Below are 16,891 nucleotides of genomic sequence, written 5' to 3'. Positions count from 1 at the left end.
CCACCCTTCGAAGGGACATCGACGATGATGCGACGACGTACCACCTTGCTCACCGGCTGCACCGCCCTCGTCCTCGCCCTCGGCGCCACCGCCTGCGGCGGCTCGGGACCCGTCACGGCGGGCGGCGGCGACAAGGCGCTCAGCGGACAGTCGGTCACCGTGGCCGGCGTCTGGTCCGGCACCGAGCAGGAGAACTTCCAGAAGGTGCTGGACGCCTTCACCGAGAAGACCGGTGCCGAGACTTCCTTCGTCTCCACCGGCGACAACGTCTCCACCGTCGTCGGCAGCAAGATCGAGGGCGGCAACGCCCCCGACGTCGTGATGGTCCCGCAGGTCGGCGTGCTCAAGCAGTTCGCCGGCAACGGCTGGCTGAAGCCGCTGTCCAAGACGGCCCAGAAGTCCGTCGACTCCAACTTCGCGGACGTCTGGAAGACGTACGGCAGCGTCGACGGCACCCTCTACGGCCTCTACTTCAAGGCGGCCCACAAGTCGACCGTCTGGTACAGCCCCGACGCCCTCGCCCAGGCCGGGGTCGAGCCGCCGAAGACGTACGACGAGATGCTGAAGGCAGGGCAGACCGTCTCCGACTCCGGGCTCGCCGCCTTCTCGGTCGCCGGGCAGGACGGCTGGACGCTGACCGACTGGTTCGAGAACGTCTACCTCTCCCAGGCCGGACCCGAGAAGTACGACGCGCTCGCCGCCCACGAGCTGAAGTGGACCGACCCGAGCGTGGTCGAGGCGCTCACCACCCTCGGCAAGCTGTTCAAGGACAAGCAGCTCATCGAGGGCGGCCGGAACGGAGCCCTGAACACCGACTTCCCGGGCTCCGTGGAGAAGGTCTTCGGTCCCGAGCCCGAGGCCGGCATGGTCTACGAGGGGGACTTCGTCGCCGGGGTCGCCAAGGACCAGTTCGGCAAGGACATCGGCAAGGACGCGAACTTCTTCCCGTTCCCCGCGGTCGACGACGGTGAGGCACCGGTCGTCAGCGGCGGTGACGCGGCCGTAGTCCTGAAGGACGGCGAGAACTCCGAGGCCGGCATGGCGCTCCTGGAGTACCTCGCCACGCCGGAGGCCGCGGCCGTGTGGGCCGAGGCGGGCGGCTTCCTGTCGCCGAACAAGAACCTCGCCCCCGCCTCCTACGGCGACGACGTCACCCGGGCCACCGCCGAGTCCCTCGTCGGGGCCGGGAACTCGGTCCGCTTCGACATGTCCGACCAGGCTCCCGCGGCCTTCGGCGGCACCAAGGGCACGGGCGAGTGGAAGATCCTCCAGGACTTCCTGCGCGACCCCTCCGACCCGAAGGCGACCGCCGCCGAGCTGGAGGCCGCGGCGGCCAAGGCCTACAAGGGCTGACCGGCCATGACCTCCACACTGGTGAAAGAGGCGAGGCAGCCCGCAGCCCCCGGCCCGGCGCCCGCCCGGCGCCCCCGGCGGCGCCGGGCGGCCGTCGCCGCGCTCTTCGTGCTGCCCGCGCTGCTCCTGCTGGGCACCCTCGTCGTGTACCCCGTGCTGTTCTCCGTGGGCCGCAGCTTCCTCGACGCCTCCGGGACGCGCTTCGTGGGCGGCGACAACTACACCGAGATGTTCCGCGACCCGGCCACCCTCAAGGCCATCCGCAACACGGCGATCTGGGTCGTCGTCGCGCCCACTTCGCTGACCGGCCTCGGCCTGATCCTCGCCGTCCTGGTCGAGAAGGTCCGCTGGGCCACGGCCTTCAAGCTGCTCCTCTTCATGCCGATGGCGGTCTCCTTCCTCGCCGCCGGCATCATCTTCCGGCTCGCCTACGACCACGACCCGGACAAGGGCGTCCTCAACGCCGCCGTGACCGGGGTGCACGACGCCTTCACCGGTACGTCGTCCTACCCGACCGCCCGGGCCCGGGAGGGCCAGGACGGCGGCCTGGTCAAGGGGGCCGACGGCTCGTACCGGACCGGTGCGGGAGTGTCACCCGGCGACACGGTGGTGCTCGGCCTGGTCGGGGTGGGGCCCGACGACCTCCCGCCCGGCGCGAAGACCGCGTACGAAGCGGCCGGGCGCGAGGCATCCGACGGTGAGGTGCGCGGCGTCGTCTACCTGGACTTCACGCCCGGTGGGGGAGGGAAGCAGGGAACGGTGGACCGGCGCGAGAGCGGGCTGCCCGAGATGACGGTCGAGGCGGTGCGCGACGGCCGTACGGTCGCGACCACGACGACCGGGGACGACGGCTCCTTCCGGTTCGAGGGGCTGACCGGGGGTTCGTACGCCGTCGAGCTGCCCGCTTCGAACTTCGCCCCGCCCTACGAGGGCGTCTCCTGGCTCGGACCCGCGCTGGTCACGCCCGCGATCATCGGGGCGTACCTGTGGATCTGGACCGGCTTCGCGATGGTGCTGATCGGCGCCGGACTGTCCTCACTGCCGCGCGACGCGCTGGAGGCGGCGCGGATGGACGGTGCCAACGAGTGGCAGATCTTCCGGCGGATCACCGTGCCGCTGCTGGCACCGGTGCTCACGGTCGTCTTCATCACCCTCGTGATCAACGTGATGAAGGTCTTCGACCTCGTCTACGTCATCGCGCCCGGACCCGTGCAGGAGGACGCGACGGTGCTCGCGACGCAGATGTGGCTGGTGTCCTTCGGCGGCGGCAACAACCAGGGGCTCGGCAGCGCGCTGGGTGTGCTGCTCCTGCTGCTCGTCGTCCCGGCCATGGTCTTCAACGTCCGCCGTTTCAAGAGGAGTCAGCGATGAGGAGTCAGCGATGAACGCCGTGCGGCGGTATCTGGGCAACGGGATCGTCCAGGCCTTCCTCGTGCTCATCGGGCTGGTGTGGATGACGCCGCTGGCCGGGCTGTTCCTGTCCTCGCTGCGGTCGGCCGAGGACACGGCGAAGGGCGGCTGGTGGACGGCCCTGGCCGCCCCCGGGCAGCTCTCCCTCGACAACTACTCGGCTCTGCTCGGCAACGCGGGCATCACTCAGGCGTTCTGGAACACGGTGCTGATCTCCGTGCCGACGACCGTGCTCGTCGTGGTCGTCGGGGCGCTCGCCGGGTACGCCTTCGCCTGGCTGGACTTCCCGGGGCGCGAGGCGGTCTTCCTGGTCGTCGTCGCGCTGTTGGTGGTGCCCGTGCAGATCGGCCTGCTGCCGGTCGCCAAGCTGTTCGGGCAGTTGGGCCTGTTCGGGACGATCCCGGGTGTGGTGCTCTTCCACGTGGCGTACGGGCTGCCGTTCGCCGTGTTCCTGCTGCGGAACTACTTCGCCGAGATGCCCAAGGAGATGCTGGAGGCCGCGCGGATGGACGGCGGCAACGAGTGGCGGATCTTCACGCGGCTCGTGCTGCCGGTGGGGAAGCCGGCGATCGCCAGCCTCGCCATCTTCCAGTTCCTGTGGGTGTGGAACGACATGCTGGTCGCGCTGCTGTTCGCGGACAGCTCGTCGCAGCCGCTGACGGTGGAGCTCCAGTCGCAGATCCGGCAGTTCGGCAGCAACATCGACGTGCTGGCACCGGGGGCGTTCCTGTCGCTGGTGGTGCCGGTGGTGGTGTTCTTCGCGTTCCAACGGCACTTCGTGCAAGGGGTTATGGCGGGGTCCGTGAAGTGACGGAGGGGGCGGCGGGGCGGGTTTCGCCCCCGCCGCCCCCTCGGACGGGCTGGATCAGGCCGACGCCGGCGGATACAGCGACCTCGGCAACTGCGATGCCGCCGCCGTGTCCAGGAGCCACAGCGTGCGGGACCGCCCCCGCGCCCCCGCCGCCGGGGCCTGGATCTCGCCCGCGCCCGAGAGGGCCATCGCCACCGCGTTCGCCTTGTCCTCGCCCGCCGCGAGCAGCCACACCTCGCGGGCGGCGCGGATGGCGGGGAGGGTGAGGGAGACACGGGTGGGCGGGGGCTTGGGGGAGCCGTGGACGCCGATGACCGTACGGTCCGTCTCCCGTACGCCCGGGTGCTCCGGGAACAGGGACGCCACGTGTGTGTCCGGGCCGACGCCCAGGAGGAGGACGTCGAAGGACGGGACCGACGCGTGGTTCTCGGGGACCGAGGCCTCGGCAAGTTCCCGCGCGTACGCGGCGGCCGCCGCCTCCACGTCCGAGCCGTGCGGGCCGTCGGACGCCGGCATCGCGTGCACCCGCTTCGGGTCCAGCGGCAACGAGTCCAGCAGGACTTCCCGCGCCTGGGTGACGTTGCGCTCCGGGTCGCCCTCCGGCAGGTAGCGCTCGTCGCCCCACCACAGGTCGATGCGGCTCCAGTCGATGGCGTCCCGGGCCGGGGAGCCCGCGATCGCGGTCAGCAGGCCGTTGCCGTTGCGGCCGCCGGTGAGGACCACCGACGCAGAGCCCCGGGAGGCCTGCGCGTCCACGATCCTCGTGATCAGCCGTGCCGCCGCGGCCTCGGCCATCAGCTCCTTGTCGCGGTGCACGACCAGTTGGGGAGTACTCACTTCGCCGCCGCCTTCTTCACCGGTGCCTTCTCCCGCGCCGCTTCCTTCGCGGGAGCTTTCGCGGCCGCCTCGACGGGAGCGGGGACGGCGACCGCCCCGTCACCGTCGCCGTCGCCGGAGTTCCCTTTGGCCGAAGTGCCCGGCGCGTTGAGCCGGTTCACCCCGTACCGCAGCGCCGACGCGTACGTGTCGTCCGGGTCCAGGCGCCGCAGCTCCTCCGCGATCAGCTCGGCCGTCTCGCGCCGCTTCAGCGCCACCGCCCGTGACGGCTGGCCCTTGACGGACAGCGTCGCTAGCGAACCGTCGGCCCGGTCCAGGACCACCGGGCCGCAGTCCGTGTCCATGCGCACGGCGGTCAGACCGGGCCCCTCGGACGCGGTCCGCTGCACCGGGACGTCCAGCCGGTCCGCCAGCCACATCGCCAGCAGCTCGCAGCTCGGGTTGTACTCCTCGCCCTCCACCTCGACCGACCGCACCTCGCAGTCGACCTGGTCCAGGGCCGCCGCCAGCATCGAACGCCACGGCGTGATGCGGGTCCAGGACAGGTCCGTGTCGCCCGGCGCGTATGCCTCCGCGCGGGCCGCCAGCTCCCGGATCGGCTCCTCGCAGGCGTACGTGTCGGTGACCCGGCGCTGGGCCAGGGCACCCAGCGGGTCCCCGGCCGGGTCCAGCGGCGCGTTCACCGGCCACCACACCACGACCGGCGCGTCCGGCAGCAGCAGCGGCAGGACGACCGACTGGGCGTGGTCGACCACGTCGCCGTACAGCCGCAGCACGATCGTCTCGCCGGTGCCCGCGTCGGCGCCGAGGCGGACCTCCGCGTCCAGGCGGGACTTCGTGCGGTCCCGGGGGGAGCGGGAGACGCGCTTGATGACGACGAGCGTGCGCGAGGGGTGCTCGTGTGCGGCGTCGCTCGCGGCCTTCAGCGCGTCGTAGGCGTTCTCCTCGTCGGTGACGATGACCAGCGTGAGCACCATGCCGATGGCCGGAGTGCCGATCGCCCGGCGACCCAGCACCAGCGCCTTGTTGATCTTGCTGGCCGTGGTGTCCGTGAGGTCTGTCTTCATGGCCGACGCCAGCTCCGTCCGTCTCGCTCGAGCATTTCGTCCGCCTCGACGGGTCCCCAGGTGCCGGCCGGGTACCGGGCCGGGACGCAGTGCTTGTCCCAGTACTCCTCGATCGGGTCGAGGATCTTCCAGGACAGCTCGACCTCCTCGGTGCGCGGGAAGAGGTTCGCGTCGCCCAGGAGCACGTCCAGGATCAGGCGTTCGTACGCCTCCGGGCTGGACTCCGTGAAGGACTCGCCGTACGCGAAGTCCATCGACACGTCCCGGATCTCCATCGAGGTGCCCGGCACCTTGGAGCCGAAGCGGACGGTGACGCCCTCGTCGGGCTGGACGCGGATGACGATCGCGTTCGACCCCAGCTCCTCGGTGGCCGTCGTGTCGAAGGGGGAGTGCGGGGCCCGCTGGAACACGACCGCGATCTCCGTGACCCGGCGGCCCAGGCGCTTGCCGGTGCGCAGGTAGAAGGGAACCCCCGCCCAGCGGCGGTTGTCGATCCCGACCTTGATCGCGGCGTAGGTGTCGGTCTTCGACTTGGCGTCGATGCCGTCCTCTTCGAGGTAGCCGATGACTTTCGCGCCGCCCTGCCAGCCCGCCGCGTACTGGGCGTGCACGGTGTCGCGGCCCAGGTCCTTCGGCAGGCGGACAGCGCCGAGCACCTTGGTCTTCTCGGCGGCCAGCGCGTCCGCGTCGAAGGAGGCCGGCTCCTCCATCGCGGTCAGCGCGAGGAGCTGGAGCAGGTGGTTCTGGATGACGTCGCGGGCGGCGCCGATGCCGTCGTAGTAGCCGGCCCGGCCGCCGATGCCGATGTCCTCGGCCATGGTGATCTGCACGTGGTCCACGTAGGACCGGTTCCAGATCGGCTCGAACATCGTGTTGGCGAAGCGCAGCGCCAGGATGTTCTGGACGGTCTCCTTGCCCAGGTAGTGGTCGATGCGGAAGACCTGGTCCGGGGCGAAGACCTCGTGGACGATCGCGTTGAGCTCCTCGGCCGACTTCAGGTCGTGGCCGAACGGCTTCTCGATCACCGCGCGGCGCCAGGAACCGCTCGACTGGTCGGCCAGCTGGTGCTTCTTCAGCTGCTGGATGACCACCGGGAAGGACTTCGGCGGCACCGACAGGTAGAAGGCGAAGTTGCCGCCCGTGCCCTGCGCCTTGTCCAGGTCGTCGATGGTGGCGCGCAGCCGCTCGAACGCGTCGTCGTCGTCGAAGGTGCCCTGGACGAAGCGCATCCCCTGGATGAGCTGCTGCCAGACCTCCTCACGGAACGGTGTGCGCGAGTGCTCCTTGACGGCGTCGTGCACGACCTGGGCGAAGTCCTCGTGCTCCCAGTCGCGGCGCGCGAACCCGACGAGCGAGAAGCCCGGCGGCAGCAGACCCCGGTTGGCGAGGTCGTACACGGCGGGCATGAGCTTCTTGCGGGAGAGGTCACCGGTGACGCCGAAAATGACCAGACCCGACGGCCCCGCGATGCGCGGGAGCCGTCGGTCTGCGGGGTCACGCAGCGGGTTGCTGCTTGACAATTTCTAGCCCTCCGAGGGAGCGAGGCGCTTGAGCTCTGCCTCCGTCGACTTGAGCAGGTCGTTCCAGGAGTCCTCGAACTTCTCGACGCCCTCCTTCTCGAGGAGCCGGACCACCTCGTCGTAGGAGATCCCCAGCTTCTCGACCGCGTCGAGGTCCGCGCGGGCCTGCTCGTAGGTGCCGGCGACGGTGTCACCGGTGATCTCGCCGTGGTCCTCGGTGGCGAACAACGTCGCCTCCGGCATCGTGTTCACCGTGTTGGGCGCGACCAGGTCGGTGACGTACATGGTGTCGCTGTACGCCTTGTCCTTCACGCCGGTCGACGCCCACAGCGGACGCTGCTTGTTGGCGCCGGCCTTCTCCAGGGCGGCCCAGCGGTCGGAGGAGAAGACCTCCTCGTACGCCTGGTAGGCGAGACGGGCGTTGGCGACGGCGGCCTTGCCGCGCAGCGCCTTGGCCTCGTCGGTGCCGAGCGCGTCGATCCGCTTGTCGATCTCGGTGTCCACGCGGGACACGAAGAAGGACGCCACCGAGTGGATCCGGGAGAGGTCCAGGCCGCGCTCCTTGGCCTTCTCCAGGCCGGTCAGGAAGGCGTCCATGACCTTGCGGTAGCGCTCCAGCGAGAAGATCAGCGTGACGTTGACGCTGATGCCCAGGCCGATGGTCTCGGCGATCGCCGGGATGCCGGCCTCGGTCGCCGGGATCTTGATCAGCGTGTTGGGCCGGTCCACCAGCCAGGCGAGCTGCTTGGCCTCGGCGACCGTCGCCTTGGTGTTGTGCGCCAGGCGCGGGTCGACCTCGATGGAGACCCGGCCGTCCTTGCCGCCGGTGTCGTCGAACACCGGGCGCAGGATGTCGGCGGCGTCGCGGACGTCCGCCGTGGTGATCATGCGGATGGCCTCTTCGACCGTGACCTCGCGGAAGGCCAGGTCGGAGAGCTGCTGGTCGTAGCCGTCGCCCTGCGAGATCGCCTTCTGGAAGATCGACGGGTTGGTGGTGACGCCCACGACGTGCTGCTGGTCGATCAGCTCGGCGAGGTTGCCGGACGTGATCCGCTTGCGCGACAGGTCGTCCAGCCAGATCGCGACGCCTTCATCGGAGAGGCGCTTGAGTGCGTCTGTCATGGAAAATGCATCTCCTACGTGTCGTGTGTGAGCGTCAGCGCTGGGCTGCGGCGATCGATTCCCGGGCAGCGGCGGCCACGTTCTCGGCAGTGAAGCCGAACTCCCGGAAGAGCACCTTGCCGTCCGCCGAAGCACCGAAGTGCTCCAGGGAAACGATGCGGCCGGCGTCCCCCACGTACTTGTGCCAGGTCAGACCGATCCCGGCCTCGACCGCGACCCGAGCCTTCACGGACGGGGGCAGGACGCTGTCCCGGTACCCCTGGTCCTGCTGCTCGAACCACTCGACGGACGGCATCGACACGACACGCGTGGGCACACCGTCGGCCTGCAGCGCCTCGCGGGCCTCGACGGCCACGTGCACCTCGGAGCCGGTGGCGATCAGCACGACCTGCGGCTCGCCGCCCTCGGCCTCGAACAGGACGTAGCCGCCCTTGGCCGCGTCGTCGTTCGGCTCGTACGTCGGCACGCCCTGGCGGGTCAGCGCCAGACCGTGCGGCTGGCCCTTGCCGAACTCCTTCGTCCAGCGCTTGAGGATCTCGCGCCAGGCGATGGCCGTCTCGTTGGCGTCGGCCGGGCGGACCACGTTCAGGCCCGGGATGGCGCGCAGCGAGGCCAGGTGCTCGACCGGCTGGTGGGTCGGGCCGTCCTCGCCGAGGCCGATGGAGTCGTGCGTCCACACGTACGTCACCGGCAGGTGCATCAGCGCCGACAGACGGACGGCGTTGCGCATGTAGTCGGAGAAGACCAGGAACGTTCCGCCGTAGACGCGGGTGTTCCCGTGCAGCGCGATGCCGTTCATCTCCGCGGCCATCGCGTGCTCGCGGATGCCGAAGTGGATGGTGCGGCCGTACGGGTCGGCCTCCGGCAGCGGGTTGCCCGCCGGGAGGAAGGACGACGTCTTGTCGATCGTCGTGTTGTTCGAGCCCGCCAGGTCGGCCGAGCCGCCCCACAGCTCCGGGATGACCGCGCCGAGCGCCTGGAGTACCTTGCCGGACGCGGCGCGGGTGGCGACACCCTTGCCGGTTTCGAAGACCGGGATCTTCTCTTCCCAGCCCTTGGGCAGCTCACCCTTGGCCACGCGGTCGTACTCGGCGGCGCGCTCCGGGTTGTTGTCCCGCCACTGCTGGAAGGACTTCTCCCACACCGCGCGGGCCGCCTGGCCCTTCTCCAGCGCCTTGCGGGTGTGCCCGATGACCTCGTCGGAGACCTCGAAGGTCTTCTCCGGGTCGAAGCCCATGACCCGCTTGGTCGCGGCGACCTCTTCGTCGCCGAGCGCCGAGCCGTGGGCGGCCTCGGTGTTCTGCGCGTTCGGGGCGGGCCAGGCGATGATCGAGCGCATCGCGATGAAGGAGGGGCGGTCGGTGACCTTCTTCGCCGCCTCGATCGCGTCGTAGAGCGCGTTCGGGTCCAGGTCGCCGTCCGGCTTCGGGGCGACGCGCTGCACGTGCCAGCCGTACGCCTCGTACCGCTTGCAGGTGTCCTCGGAGACGGCGGTCTCGGTGTCGCCCTCGATCGAGATGTGGTTGTCGTCCCACAGCAGGACCAGGTTGCCCAGCTTCTGGTGGCCCGCCATCGAGGACGCCTCGGCGGAGATGCCCTCCTGGAGGCAGCCGTCACCGGCGATGCAGTAGACGAAGTGGTCGAACGGCGACTCGCCCTCGGGAGCCTCCGGGTCGAACAGGCCGCGCTCGTAGCGGGCGGCCATCGCCATGCCCACCGCGTTGGCGACACCCTGACCCAGGGGGCCGGTCGTGGTCTCCACGCCCGTGGTGTGCCCGTACTCGGGGTGACCGGGGGTCTTCGAGCCCCACGTCCTGAAGGACTTCAGGTCGTCCAGCTCCAGGCCGAAGCCGGCCAGGTACAGCTGGGTGTAGAGGGTCAGGGACGAGTGGCCGGCGGACAGCACGAAACGGTCGCGCCCGACCCAGTTCGCGTCGGCGGGGTCGTGCCGCATCACCTTCTGGAAGAGGGTGTAGGCGGCGGGCGCCAGGCTCATCGCCGTACCCGGATGGCCGTTGCCAACCTTCTGTACGGCATCGGCGGCCAGGACGCGGGCGGTGTCCACGGCCCGCTGGTCCAGTTCGGTCCACTCGAGGTCTGTGGTGGTCGGCTTGGTGCTCACCCTGAGTCAGGGCTCCTCTCCACATGTCGGATGCCGGTGCACGTGGCGCCCACCGGCTGCCGGCGCGTCCTGAGTCGGCCGGCCGTTGCTGAGCCTACCCCCGTAAGTACGTGCGCTTTTCCGCTGGAAACCAGACTGCCGGGACTCTTCCGCGTCCGCCTGTCGACTGGGTGAAACCGCATTCGGCAAGTGAATGCGCAGCCGCTCATCTGACCGCTCAATCGACTCCCCGAACGCGCGTCGGAGCACCCTTCTCAACACGACCCCACCCCCGCGAAGGCCGAAGTAAGGGCAACGTCTAAAGTGGCGTGGTACGCGCGAGCCTTTACCGCCACTTCACACGGGAAGGCTTGCTGGGATGTCTCTGTCAGGGGTGTGCGTGACGGCCGTTGAATCCCGTCCTGCGGGGGTAATCGGGACGAGCCAGAGCCCGAGTCACCGGCCGTTCGGGGCCCGTGTCAAGGCGTTCGTGGCGCTGACCAAGCCGCGGATCATCGAGCTTCTGCTGATCACCACCGTTCCGGTGATGTTCCTCGCCGAGCAGGGTGTGCCCGATCTGAAGCTGGTGCTGCTGACCTGCGTCGGCGGCTACCTCTCCGCGGGCGGCGCCAACGCGCTGAACATGTACATCGACCGTGACATCGACGCGCTGATGGACCGAACCTCGCAGCGCCCGCTGGTCACCGGCATGGTCAGCCCGCGCGAATGCCTCGCCTTCGGCATCACCCTGGCGATCGTCTCGACGCTGCTGTTCGGCCTCACCGTCAACTGGCTGTCGGCCTGGCTCTCGCTCGGCGCGCTCCTGTTCTACGTCGTCGTCTACACGATGATCCTCAAGCGCCGCACCTCGCAGAACATCGTCTGGGGCGGCATCGCCGGCTGCCTGCCGGTGCTCATCGGCTGGTCGGCCGTGACGAACTCGATGTCCTGGGCGCCGATCATCCTCTTCGGGGTGATGTTCTTCTGGACGCCGCCGCACTACTGGCCGCTGTCCATGAAGGTGAAGGAGGACTACGCGCGCGTCGGCGTGCCGATGCTCCCGGTCATAGCCTCCAACAAGGTCGTCGCCCGGCAGATCGTCATCTACAGCTGGGTGATGGTCGCCGTGTCCCTGCTGCTGACGCCGCTCGGCTACACCGGCTGGTTCTACACGGCCGTCGCCCTGCTGGCCGGCGGCATGTGGCTTTGGGAGGCGCACGGCCTCCAGAACCGGGCCAAGGCCGAGGTGACGGGCGTCAAGCTCAAGGAGATGCGGCTCTTCCACTGGTCGATCACCTATGTGTCGGTGCTCTTCCTGGCGATCGCGGTGGATCCCTTCCTGCGCTGAGGTCTCGTCGGACGGGCGGGGTGGGTGGCCAAGGCCACGCACCCCGCCCGTCGCCGTTCGATCTACCCGTCGGTAGCATCCTGTCCATGGCAGACACGCAGCAGGCTGACGCGAAGGCCGAGCGCGAGACGGCGCGACTCGTCCGGCGGATCGACTCCTTCTCCAAGGCGCACCGCGGTGCCGAGGGCCAGGTGGCCTACCTCGGTGAGCGCGGTGCCCGGATCGTGCTGGTCGGCGAGGACGGCGCCTGGGGAGACCTGGTCGCGCGCTCCTACGAGACGGCGCTCAAGGCCGTGGAGAAGTCCGGGATCACCGTGCACGAAGACTTCGACGGCGAGTTCGCGGCCAAGGTGGAGACCGGCCGCTACGAGTGGTCGCGCATGGCGGGCATCCAGGTCGGCGGGCCGAGCAACACCTGAGACCGGCTTCACCCGTTAGGACCGTAGAGAGCCGCAAGGCCTACGAGCCGTGAGGCGCACAGGCCATGTGGCGCACGGTCCCAGCACGGGGAGTCCGGATGATCGAAACGCCGTCCCTGGTGGACCAGTACTGCCACGGCGTCCTGAGAACGGAGCTGGGCCTCGGCACCTTCGAGGCCCAGCTGGCCCGCACCGAGGGTCCGCCCGCCCCGGGCACCACCCTCTTCGACACGCAGACCGGCTTCGCGGTACGCCGCTGGTGCCCGCCCCTGCTCGGTCTGGAACCGCACTGCCCGCCCGCCCGCTACCTGGCCCGGCGCCGCGAGCTGGGTGTCATGGAGGCCGACCGCCGGCTGCTGCGCGGCAGCGGCATCACGACGTATCTGGTCGACGCGGGCCTGCCCGGCGACCTCACCGGACCCGACGAGATGGCCTCGGCCGCGGCGGCCGACGCCCACGAGACCGTCCGTCTGGAGCTGCTGGCCGAGCAGGTCGCCGACACCTCCGGCACCGTCGAGTCCTTCCTCGCCAACCTCGCCGAGGCCGTGCACGGCGCCGCCGCGCACGCGGTCGCCTTCACCTCGGTCGCGGGCGTACGGCACGGTCTGGCGCTGGCGCCCGAGCCACCGGGGCCGGGGGAGGTGCGCGGTGCCGCCGCCCGCTGGCTGAGCGGACGCGAGGTCGGCGGGGAGCTGAGCGACCCGGTGCTGCTGCGGCACCTGCTGTGGATCGCCGTCGCCTCCGGACTGCCGGTCCAGCTGCACGCCGGCCTCGGCGAGCCCGGCCTGCGGATCGACCGTACCGATCCGGTCCTGCTCACCGACTTCGTGCGGGCCACCGCCGGCCTCGGCACCGACCTGGTCCTGCTGCACGGCTACCCGTACCACCGCCACGCCGCCCACCTGGCCGGCGTCTTCCCGCACGTCTACGCCGACTCGGGCGCCGCCCTGGTGCGCACCGGCGCCCGCGCGGCGACGGTCCTCGCGGAGATCCTGGAGCTGGCCCCCTTCGGCAAGATCCTGTTCTCCAGCGGCGCGCAGGGCCTGCCGGAGCTGCACGTGGTCGCCGCCCGCCTGTTCCGCGAGGCCCTGGGACGGGTGCTGGGCACCTGGGTGGCCGAGGGGGCGTGGTCCCTGGGGGACGCGCAGCGGGTGGCGGGGATGATCGCGGCGGGGAACGCGGGGCGGGTGTACGGCCTGGAGGAGCGCGCCCCGGCGCGGTTCGCCGGGAACGTGAGTCCGCTCAGGCCCGGGTGAGCGTCGCCTCGACCGCCGGGCCGGGCGCGACGGCCGACTCCTCCGGCCGCTCGCGCAACGCCAGCAGCACCCGCAGCGTCGCGATCCACACCAGGCACGAACCGAACATGTGCAGCCCGACCAGGACCTCGGGGAGGTCGGTGAAGTACTGCACGTAGCCGATGACGCCCTGGGCGAGCAGCACCAGGAAGAGGTCCCGCGTACGGGCCAGCGGCCCCTTCGGCGCGTCGACCGCCTTCAGCACGAACCACAGCGCGAACGTCAGCGTCACCACGACCCACGCCAGCACCGCGTGCACCTTGCTCACCGTCTCCCAGTCGACCGGCATCCGCGGGACGTCGCTGGAGTCACCCGCGTGCGGCCCGGCACCGGTGACCACCGTGCCGACCAGGACCAGCAGCGCGGAGACGGCGATCAGCACCCACACCAGCTGCCGGACGGCCTTGCCGACCAGGGGGCGCGGTGCCGCGTCGCCCTCCCTGGTGCGCTGCCACATCACCGCGGCCACGGTGATCAGCGCAGTGGTCGCCACGAAGTGGGCCGCGACCGTGTACGGGTTGAGGCCGACGAGCACGACGATCCCGCCGAGCACGGCGTTGCTCATCACGATCCAGAACTGCGCCCACCCCAGCCGGGTGAGGCTGCGCCGGTACGGCTTCTCGGACCGTGCGGCGATGATCGCCCAGCCGACTGCGGCGCACAGCACGTACGTCAGCATGCGGTTGCCGAACTCGATGGCGCCGTGCAGGCCCATCTCGCTGGTCGCGGTGAGCGAGTCGTCGGTGCACTTGGGCCAGGTCGGGCAGCCCAGTCCGGAACCGGTGAGCCGGACGGCACCACCGGTGACCACGATGATCACCGACATGACGAGCGGCGCGAGGGCCGCCCGCCGGACCGTCCGGGGATCCGGGGTCCAGAGTGCGGCGATGAAGGCGAGAGGGTTGCGCACGGCGGCTGCGGCGTCGGCGCGGGTCACGTTTGGCACGCCGCCCATCGTAGGCGCCTGCTTGTGCACGCTTTCACGAGGGTCGGTTCCAGGCATCGCGTCCCTACTCCCAGCGGAAGAACTTCCCGGCGGCCGCGATTCCCACGACACCCCATGCGGCGAGGATGCCCAGGTCGCCCCAGGGCATCGAGGCGCCGTTGCGGAGGACGTCCCGCAGGCCGTCCGACAGGGCGGAGATCGGCAGCAGCCCCAGCACGCTCCGTGCCGTGTCCGGGAACTTGTCCAACGGCACGATCACCCCGCCGCCGACGAGCAGCAGCAGGAAGACCAGGTTGGCGGCGGCCAGCGTCGCCTCGGCCTTCAGCGTGCCCGCCATGAGCAGCCCGAGCCCCGAGAACGCGGCCGTGCCGAGGATCAGAAGCAGCAGCACGGCGAACGGGTTGCCCTGCGGCGACCAGCCCAGCGCGAAGGCGATCACGGCCAGCAGCACGATCTGGAGCACTTCGGTGACCAGCACGGCCACCGTCTTCGCGGTCATCAGGCCCCAGCGCGGCAGCGGGGACGCGGCCAGCCGCTTCAGCACCCCGTACCGGCGCTCGAAGCCGGTGGCGATGGCCTGCCCGGTGAACGCCGTCGAGAGCACCGCGAGCGCGAGGACGCCGGGGGCGAGGAAGTCGACGGCCTCGCCGTCCCCGGTGTCGACGATGTCGACGGTGCTGAACAGCACCAGCAGCAGCGTCGGGATGATCACCGTGAGCAGCAGCTGCTCGCCGTTGCGCAGCAGCATCTTCGTCTCGAGCGCGGCCTGGGCGGCGATCATGCGGCCGAGCGGCGCCGCCCCGGGCTTCGGCGTGTACGTACCGGTGCTCGTCGTCATGAGCGCAGTTCCTTGCCCGTGAGTTCCAGGAAGACGTCCTCCAGGGTGTGCCGCTCCACCGAGATCCGGTCCGGCATCACCCCGTGCTGGGCGCACCAGGACGTGACGGTCGCCAGGAGCTGCGGGTCGACCTTGCCGTTGACCCGGTAGGAGCCCGGTGTCAGCTCGGCGGCCGAGGAGTCGGCGGGCAGGGCCTTGAGCAGCGAGGCGACGTCCAGTCCGGGGCGGCCGGTGAAGCGCAGGGTGTTCTCGGCGCCGCCGCGGCACAGCTCCTCGGGGGAGCCCTGCGCGATGACCCGGCCGGCGTCGATGACGGCGACGTCGTCGGCGAGCTGTTCGGCCTCGTCCATGTGGTGGGTGGTGAGGATGACGGACACGCCGTCGGTGCGCATGTCCCGCACGAGGTCCCAGGTGGCGCGGCGGGCCTGTGGGTCCAGGCCGGCGGTCGGCTCGTCCAGGAACACCAGCTCGGGTCGGCCGACCACGGCCATCGCGAGGGCGAGCCGCTGCTGCTGGCCGCCGGAGAGCCTGCGGTACGCGGTCCGGCCGCACGAGCCGAGCCCGAGCCGTTCGATCAGGGCGTCGACGTCCAGCGGGTGGGCGTGCAGCTTCGCGACGTGGCGCAGCATCTCGTCCGCGCGGGCGCCGGAGTAGACGCCGCCGGACTGGAGCATCACGCCGATCCGGGGCCGCAGCTCACCGGCCTGCCGTACCGGGTCGAGGCCCAGGACGCGCACCGTGCCGGAGTCCGGCCTCCGGTACCCCTCGCAGGTCTCGACCGTGGTCGTCTTGCCGGCTCCGTTGGGGCCGAGTACGGCGGTGACACCCGCCCGGGCCACCAGGTCGAGGCCGTCCACCGCGGTCTTCGTGCCGTACCGCTTCACCAGGGCCTGGACCTGGACCACGGGCTCGCTTCGCATGGGACACGAGTCTAGGTAGGCGGGGAAGTGCCCGGGCCCGGGGGTGGCGGGAAGTCCCTCCCACGGGGACGCGGGCCGTAGCCGCCGAGGGGCGTGCTCACTGCCGGGGTCGGTGCAGCGGCAGCCACCGCGCCGCGTAGGCCACCGCGTCCGCCAGCGGGAACAGCCGGACCACCGCCGCGCCGACCCGCCCGCGCACGACGGGCCGGTCCCGTTCGAAGTCGTGCCCCAGCTCGTCGAACCGTTCCGAGGTGATCGATACCTCCGTCACCCGCTCCCACCCCACCGGCCCCGGCCGCCCCACCTCCACCAGCGGGGAGGGAATCCGGTACTCGGCGAGGTGGAAGCCGGTGCACGCCTCGAAGCCGGCGCCGAGCAGCAGCACCCGGGCGCCCATCCGCTCCAGCGTCGCCAGCGGGCTCCGCTCGCCCAGCCGGCAGTCCGTCGCGTGTCCGGCGACGACCACGGCGGCGCGGGGGCCGACGGCGGCGAAGGACGTCTGGGGGTGCGCGCTGCGCAGGGCGCCCGGCCAGGTGCGCACGGTCTCGGGGACCACGCCGACCCCGCGCGAGGGCGTGATCTGGGGGTCGTAGGCGGGCATCGCGGCGCGGACGGTGTCCCACCACTCCCGCGGCACCGGCGGGTTCTGCCACAACGCGGGATCCGACAGGTCGCCGGTCTGGGTGGGCACCACCAGGGTGCCGTCCGGACCGAGCGCGTCGAGCAGTCCCTGGACGACCGCGACGGGCCCTCCGCAGACCCATCCGAGGGAGCTGAGGGAGGAGTGCACGAGGAGCGTGTCGTCGCTGCGCACGCCCAGCTCGCGCAGCCCGGCGGCGATGGTGCCGCGGGTGACGAGTGGGCCGGTGGGAGGGGGTGCGGGCATGCCGGGGAGTGTTCCGCA

The 16,891-nt window shown here is 70.9% G+C and carries 15 protein-coding genes; 6 read left to right on the top strand and 9 right to left on the bottom strand.

Annotated features, from left to right (window positions below):
• Positions 1 to 24 precede the first annotated feature (24 nt).
• Genes IE142_RS28405 through IE142_RS28395 form a run of 3 tightly spaced genes read left to right on the top strand, consistent with a single transcriptional unit; the run spans position 25 to position 3,574 of the window.
• Positions 25 to 1,353 (top strand): ABC transporter substrate-binding protein, encoded by a 1,329-nt coding sequence (locus IE142_RS28405; RefSeq protein ID WP_191888388.1) that lies wholly within the window; start codon positions 25 to 27, stop codon positions 1,351 to 1,353.
• 6 nt (positions 1,354 to 1,359) lie between these two features.
• Positions 1,360 to 2,724: an ABC transporter permease gene (locus tag IE142_RS28400; RefSeq protein ID WP_191888387.1), complete on the top strand. Its 1,365-nt coding sequence runs from the start codon at positions 1,360 to 1,362 to the stop codon at positions 2,722 to 2,724.
• Between the two features lie 10 nt (positions 2,725 to 2,734).
• Positions 2,735 to 3,574 carry a carbohydrate ABC transporter permease gene (locus IE142_RS28395; protein ID WP_191888386.1) on the top strand — a complete coding sequence of 280 codons (840 nt, stop codon included), beginning with the start codon at positions 2,735 to 2,737 and terminating at the stop codon, positions 3,572 to 3,574.
• Positions 3,575 to 3,628: 54 nt separating this feature from the next.
• Here IE142_RS28395 and pgl read toward each other — a convergent pair whose 3' ends face one another.
• Genes pgl through tkt form a run of 5 tightly spaced genes read right to left on the bottom strand, consistent with a single transcriptional unit; the run spans position 3,629 to position 10,242 of the window.
• Entirely contained in the window at positions 3,629 to 4,411 is a 783-nt protein-coding gene (gene pgl / locus IE142_RS28390; protein WP_191888385.1) for a 6-phosphogluconolactonase, read from the bottom strand.
• Entirely contained in the window at positions 4,408 to 5,478 is a 1,071-nt protein-coding gene (gene opcA, locus IE142_RS28385) for a glucose-6-phosphate dehydrogenase assembly protein OpcA (RefSeq protein ID WP_191888384.1), read from the bottom strand. Before opcA ends, pgl begins: the two co-directional genes overlap by 4 nt.
• Positions 5,475 to 6,998, bottom strand: coding sequence for a glucose-6-phosphate dehydrogenase (gene zwf, locus IE142_RS28380; RefSeq protein WP_191888383.1), 1,524 nt, complete (start codon positions 6,996 to 6,998; stop codon positions 5,475 to 5,477). The genes opcA and zwf overlap by 4 nt, the downstream gene beginning before the upstream one ends.
• 3 nt (positions 6,999 to 7,001) lie before the next feature.
• Positions 7,002 to 8,120 (bottom strand): transaldolase, encoded by a 1,119-nt coding sequence (gene tal / locus IE142_RS28375; protein WP_191888382.1) that lies wholly within the window; start codon positions 8,118 to 8,120, stop codon positions 7,002 to 7,004.
• 34 nt (positions 8,121 to 8,154) lie between these two features.
• Positions 8,155 to 10,242 carry a transketolase gene (tkt, locus tag IE142_RS28370; RefSeq protein WP_191888381.1) on the bottom strand — a complete coding sequence of 696 codons (2,088 nt, stop codon included), beginning with the start codon at positions 10,240 to 10,242 and terminating at the stop codon, positions 8,155 to 8,157.
• A 373-nt stretch (positions 10,243 to 10,615) separates the two neighbouring features.
• Here tkt and IE142_RS28365 point away from each other — a divergent pair, with 373 nt between their 5' ends.
• The 3 genes from IE142_RS28365 to IE142_RS28355 all read left to right on the top strand — a co-directional run bounded on the left by IE142_RS28365 (position 10,616) and on the right by IE142_RS28355 (position 13,244).
• On the top strand, positions 10,616 to 11,569 hold the full coding sequence (locus IE142_RS28365) for a heme o synthase (protein WP_100047424.1): 954 nt from the start codon (positions 10,616 to 10,618) through the stop codon (positions 11,567 to 11,569).
• Between the two features lie 86 nt (positions 11,570 to 11,655).
• Entirely contained in the window at positions 11,656 to 11,988 is a 333-nt protein-coding gene (locus IE142_RS28360) for a hypothetical protein (RefSeq protein WP_043374287.1), read from the top strand.
• Between the two features lie 98 nt (positions 11,989 to 12,086).
• Positions 12,087 to 13,244 (top strand): amidohydrolase family protein, encoded by a 1,158-nt coding sequence (locus IE142_RS28355; RefSeq protein WP_191888380.1) that lies wholly within the window; start codon positions 12,087 to 12,089, stop codon positions 13,242 to 13,244.
• Here the strand turns inward: IE142_RS28355 and IE142_RS28350 are convergent.
• From IE142_RS28350 to IE142_RS28335, 4 genes are all read right to left on the bottom strand, one after another.
• Entirely contained in the window at positions 13,231 to 14,286 is a 1,056-nt protein-coding gene (locus IE142_RS28350) for a COX15/CtaA family protein (RefSeq protein ID WP_191888379.1), read from the bottom strand. The two genes, IE142_RS28355 and IE142_RS28350, sit on opposite strands and share 14 nt — an antisense overlap.
• Before the next feature lie 7 nt (positions 14,287 to 14,293).
• Positions 14,294 to 15,067 (bottom strand): ABC transporter permease, encoded by a 774-nt coding sequence (locus IE142_RS28345; RefSeq protein ID WP_191888378.1) that lies wholly within the window; start codon positions 15,065 to 15,067, stop codon positions 14,294 to 14,296.
• Entirely contained in the window at positions 15,064 to 15,987 is a 924-nt protein-coding gene (locus tag IE142_RS28340; RefSeq protein WP_191888377.1) for an ABC transporter ATP-binding protein, read from the bottom strand. Before IE142_RS28340 ends, IE142_RS28345 begins: the two co-directional genes overlap by 4 nt.
• A 97-nt stretch (positions 15,988 to 16,084) precedes the next feature.
• A complete protein-coding gene (locus IE142_RS28335; protein WP_191888376.1) occupies positions 16,085 to 16,873 on the bottom strand; it encodes an AAC(3) family N-acetyltransferase in 789 nt (262 codons plus the stop codon).
• Positions 16,874 to 16,891: the final 18 nt, after the last annotated feature.

It is taken from the genome of Streptomyces mutabilis (assembly GCF_014649815.1).
Classification (GTDB): domain Bacteria; phylum Actinomycetota; class Actinomycetes; order Streptomycetales; family Streptomycetaceae; genus Streptomyces; species Streptomyces mutabilis.
Note: the sequence above shows the minus strand (reverse complement) of the source record. Positions and strands in the feature narration are given on the sequence as shown.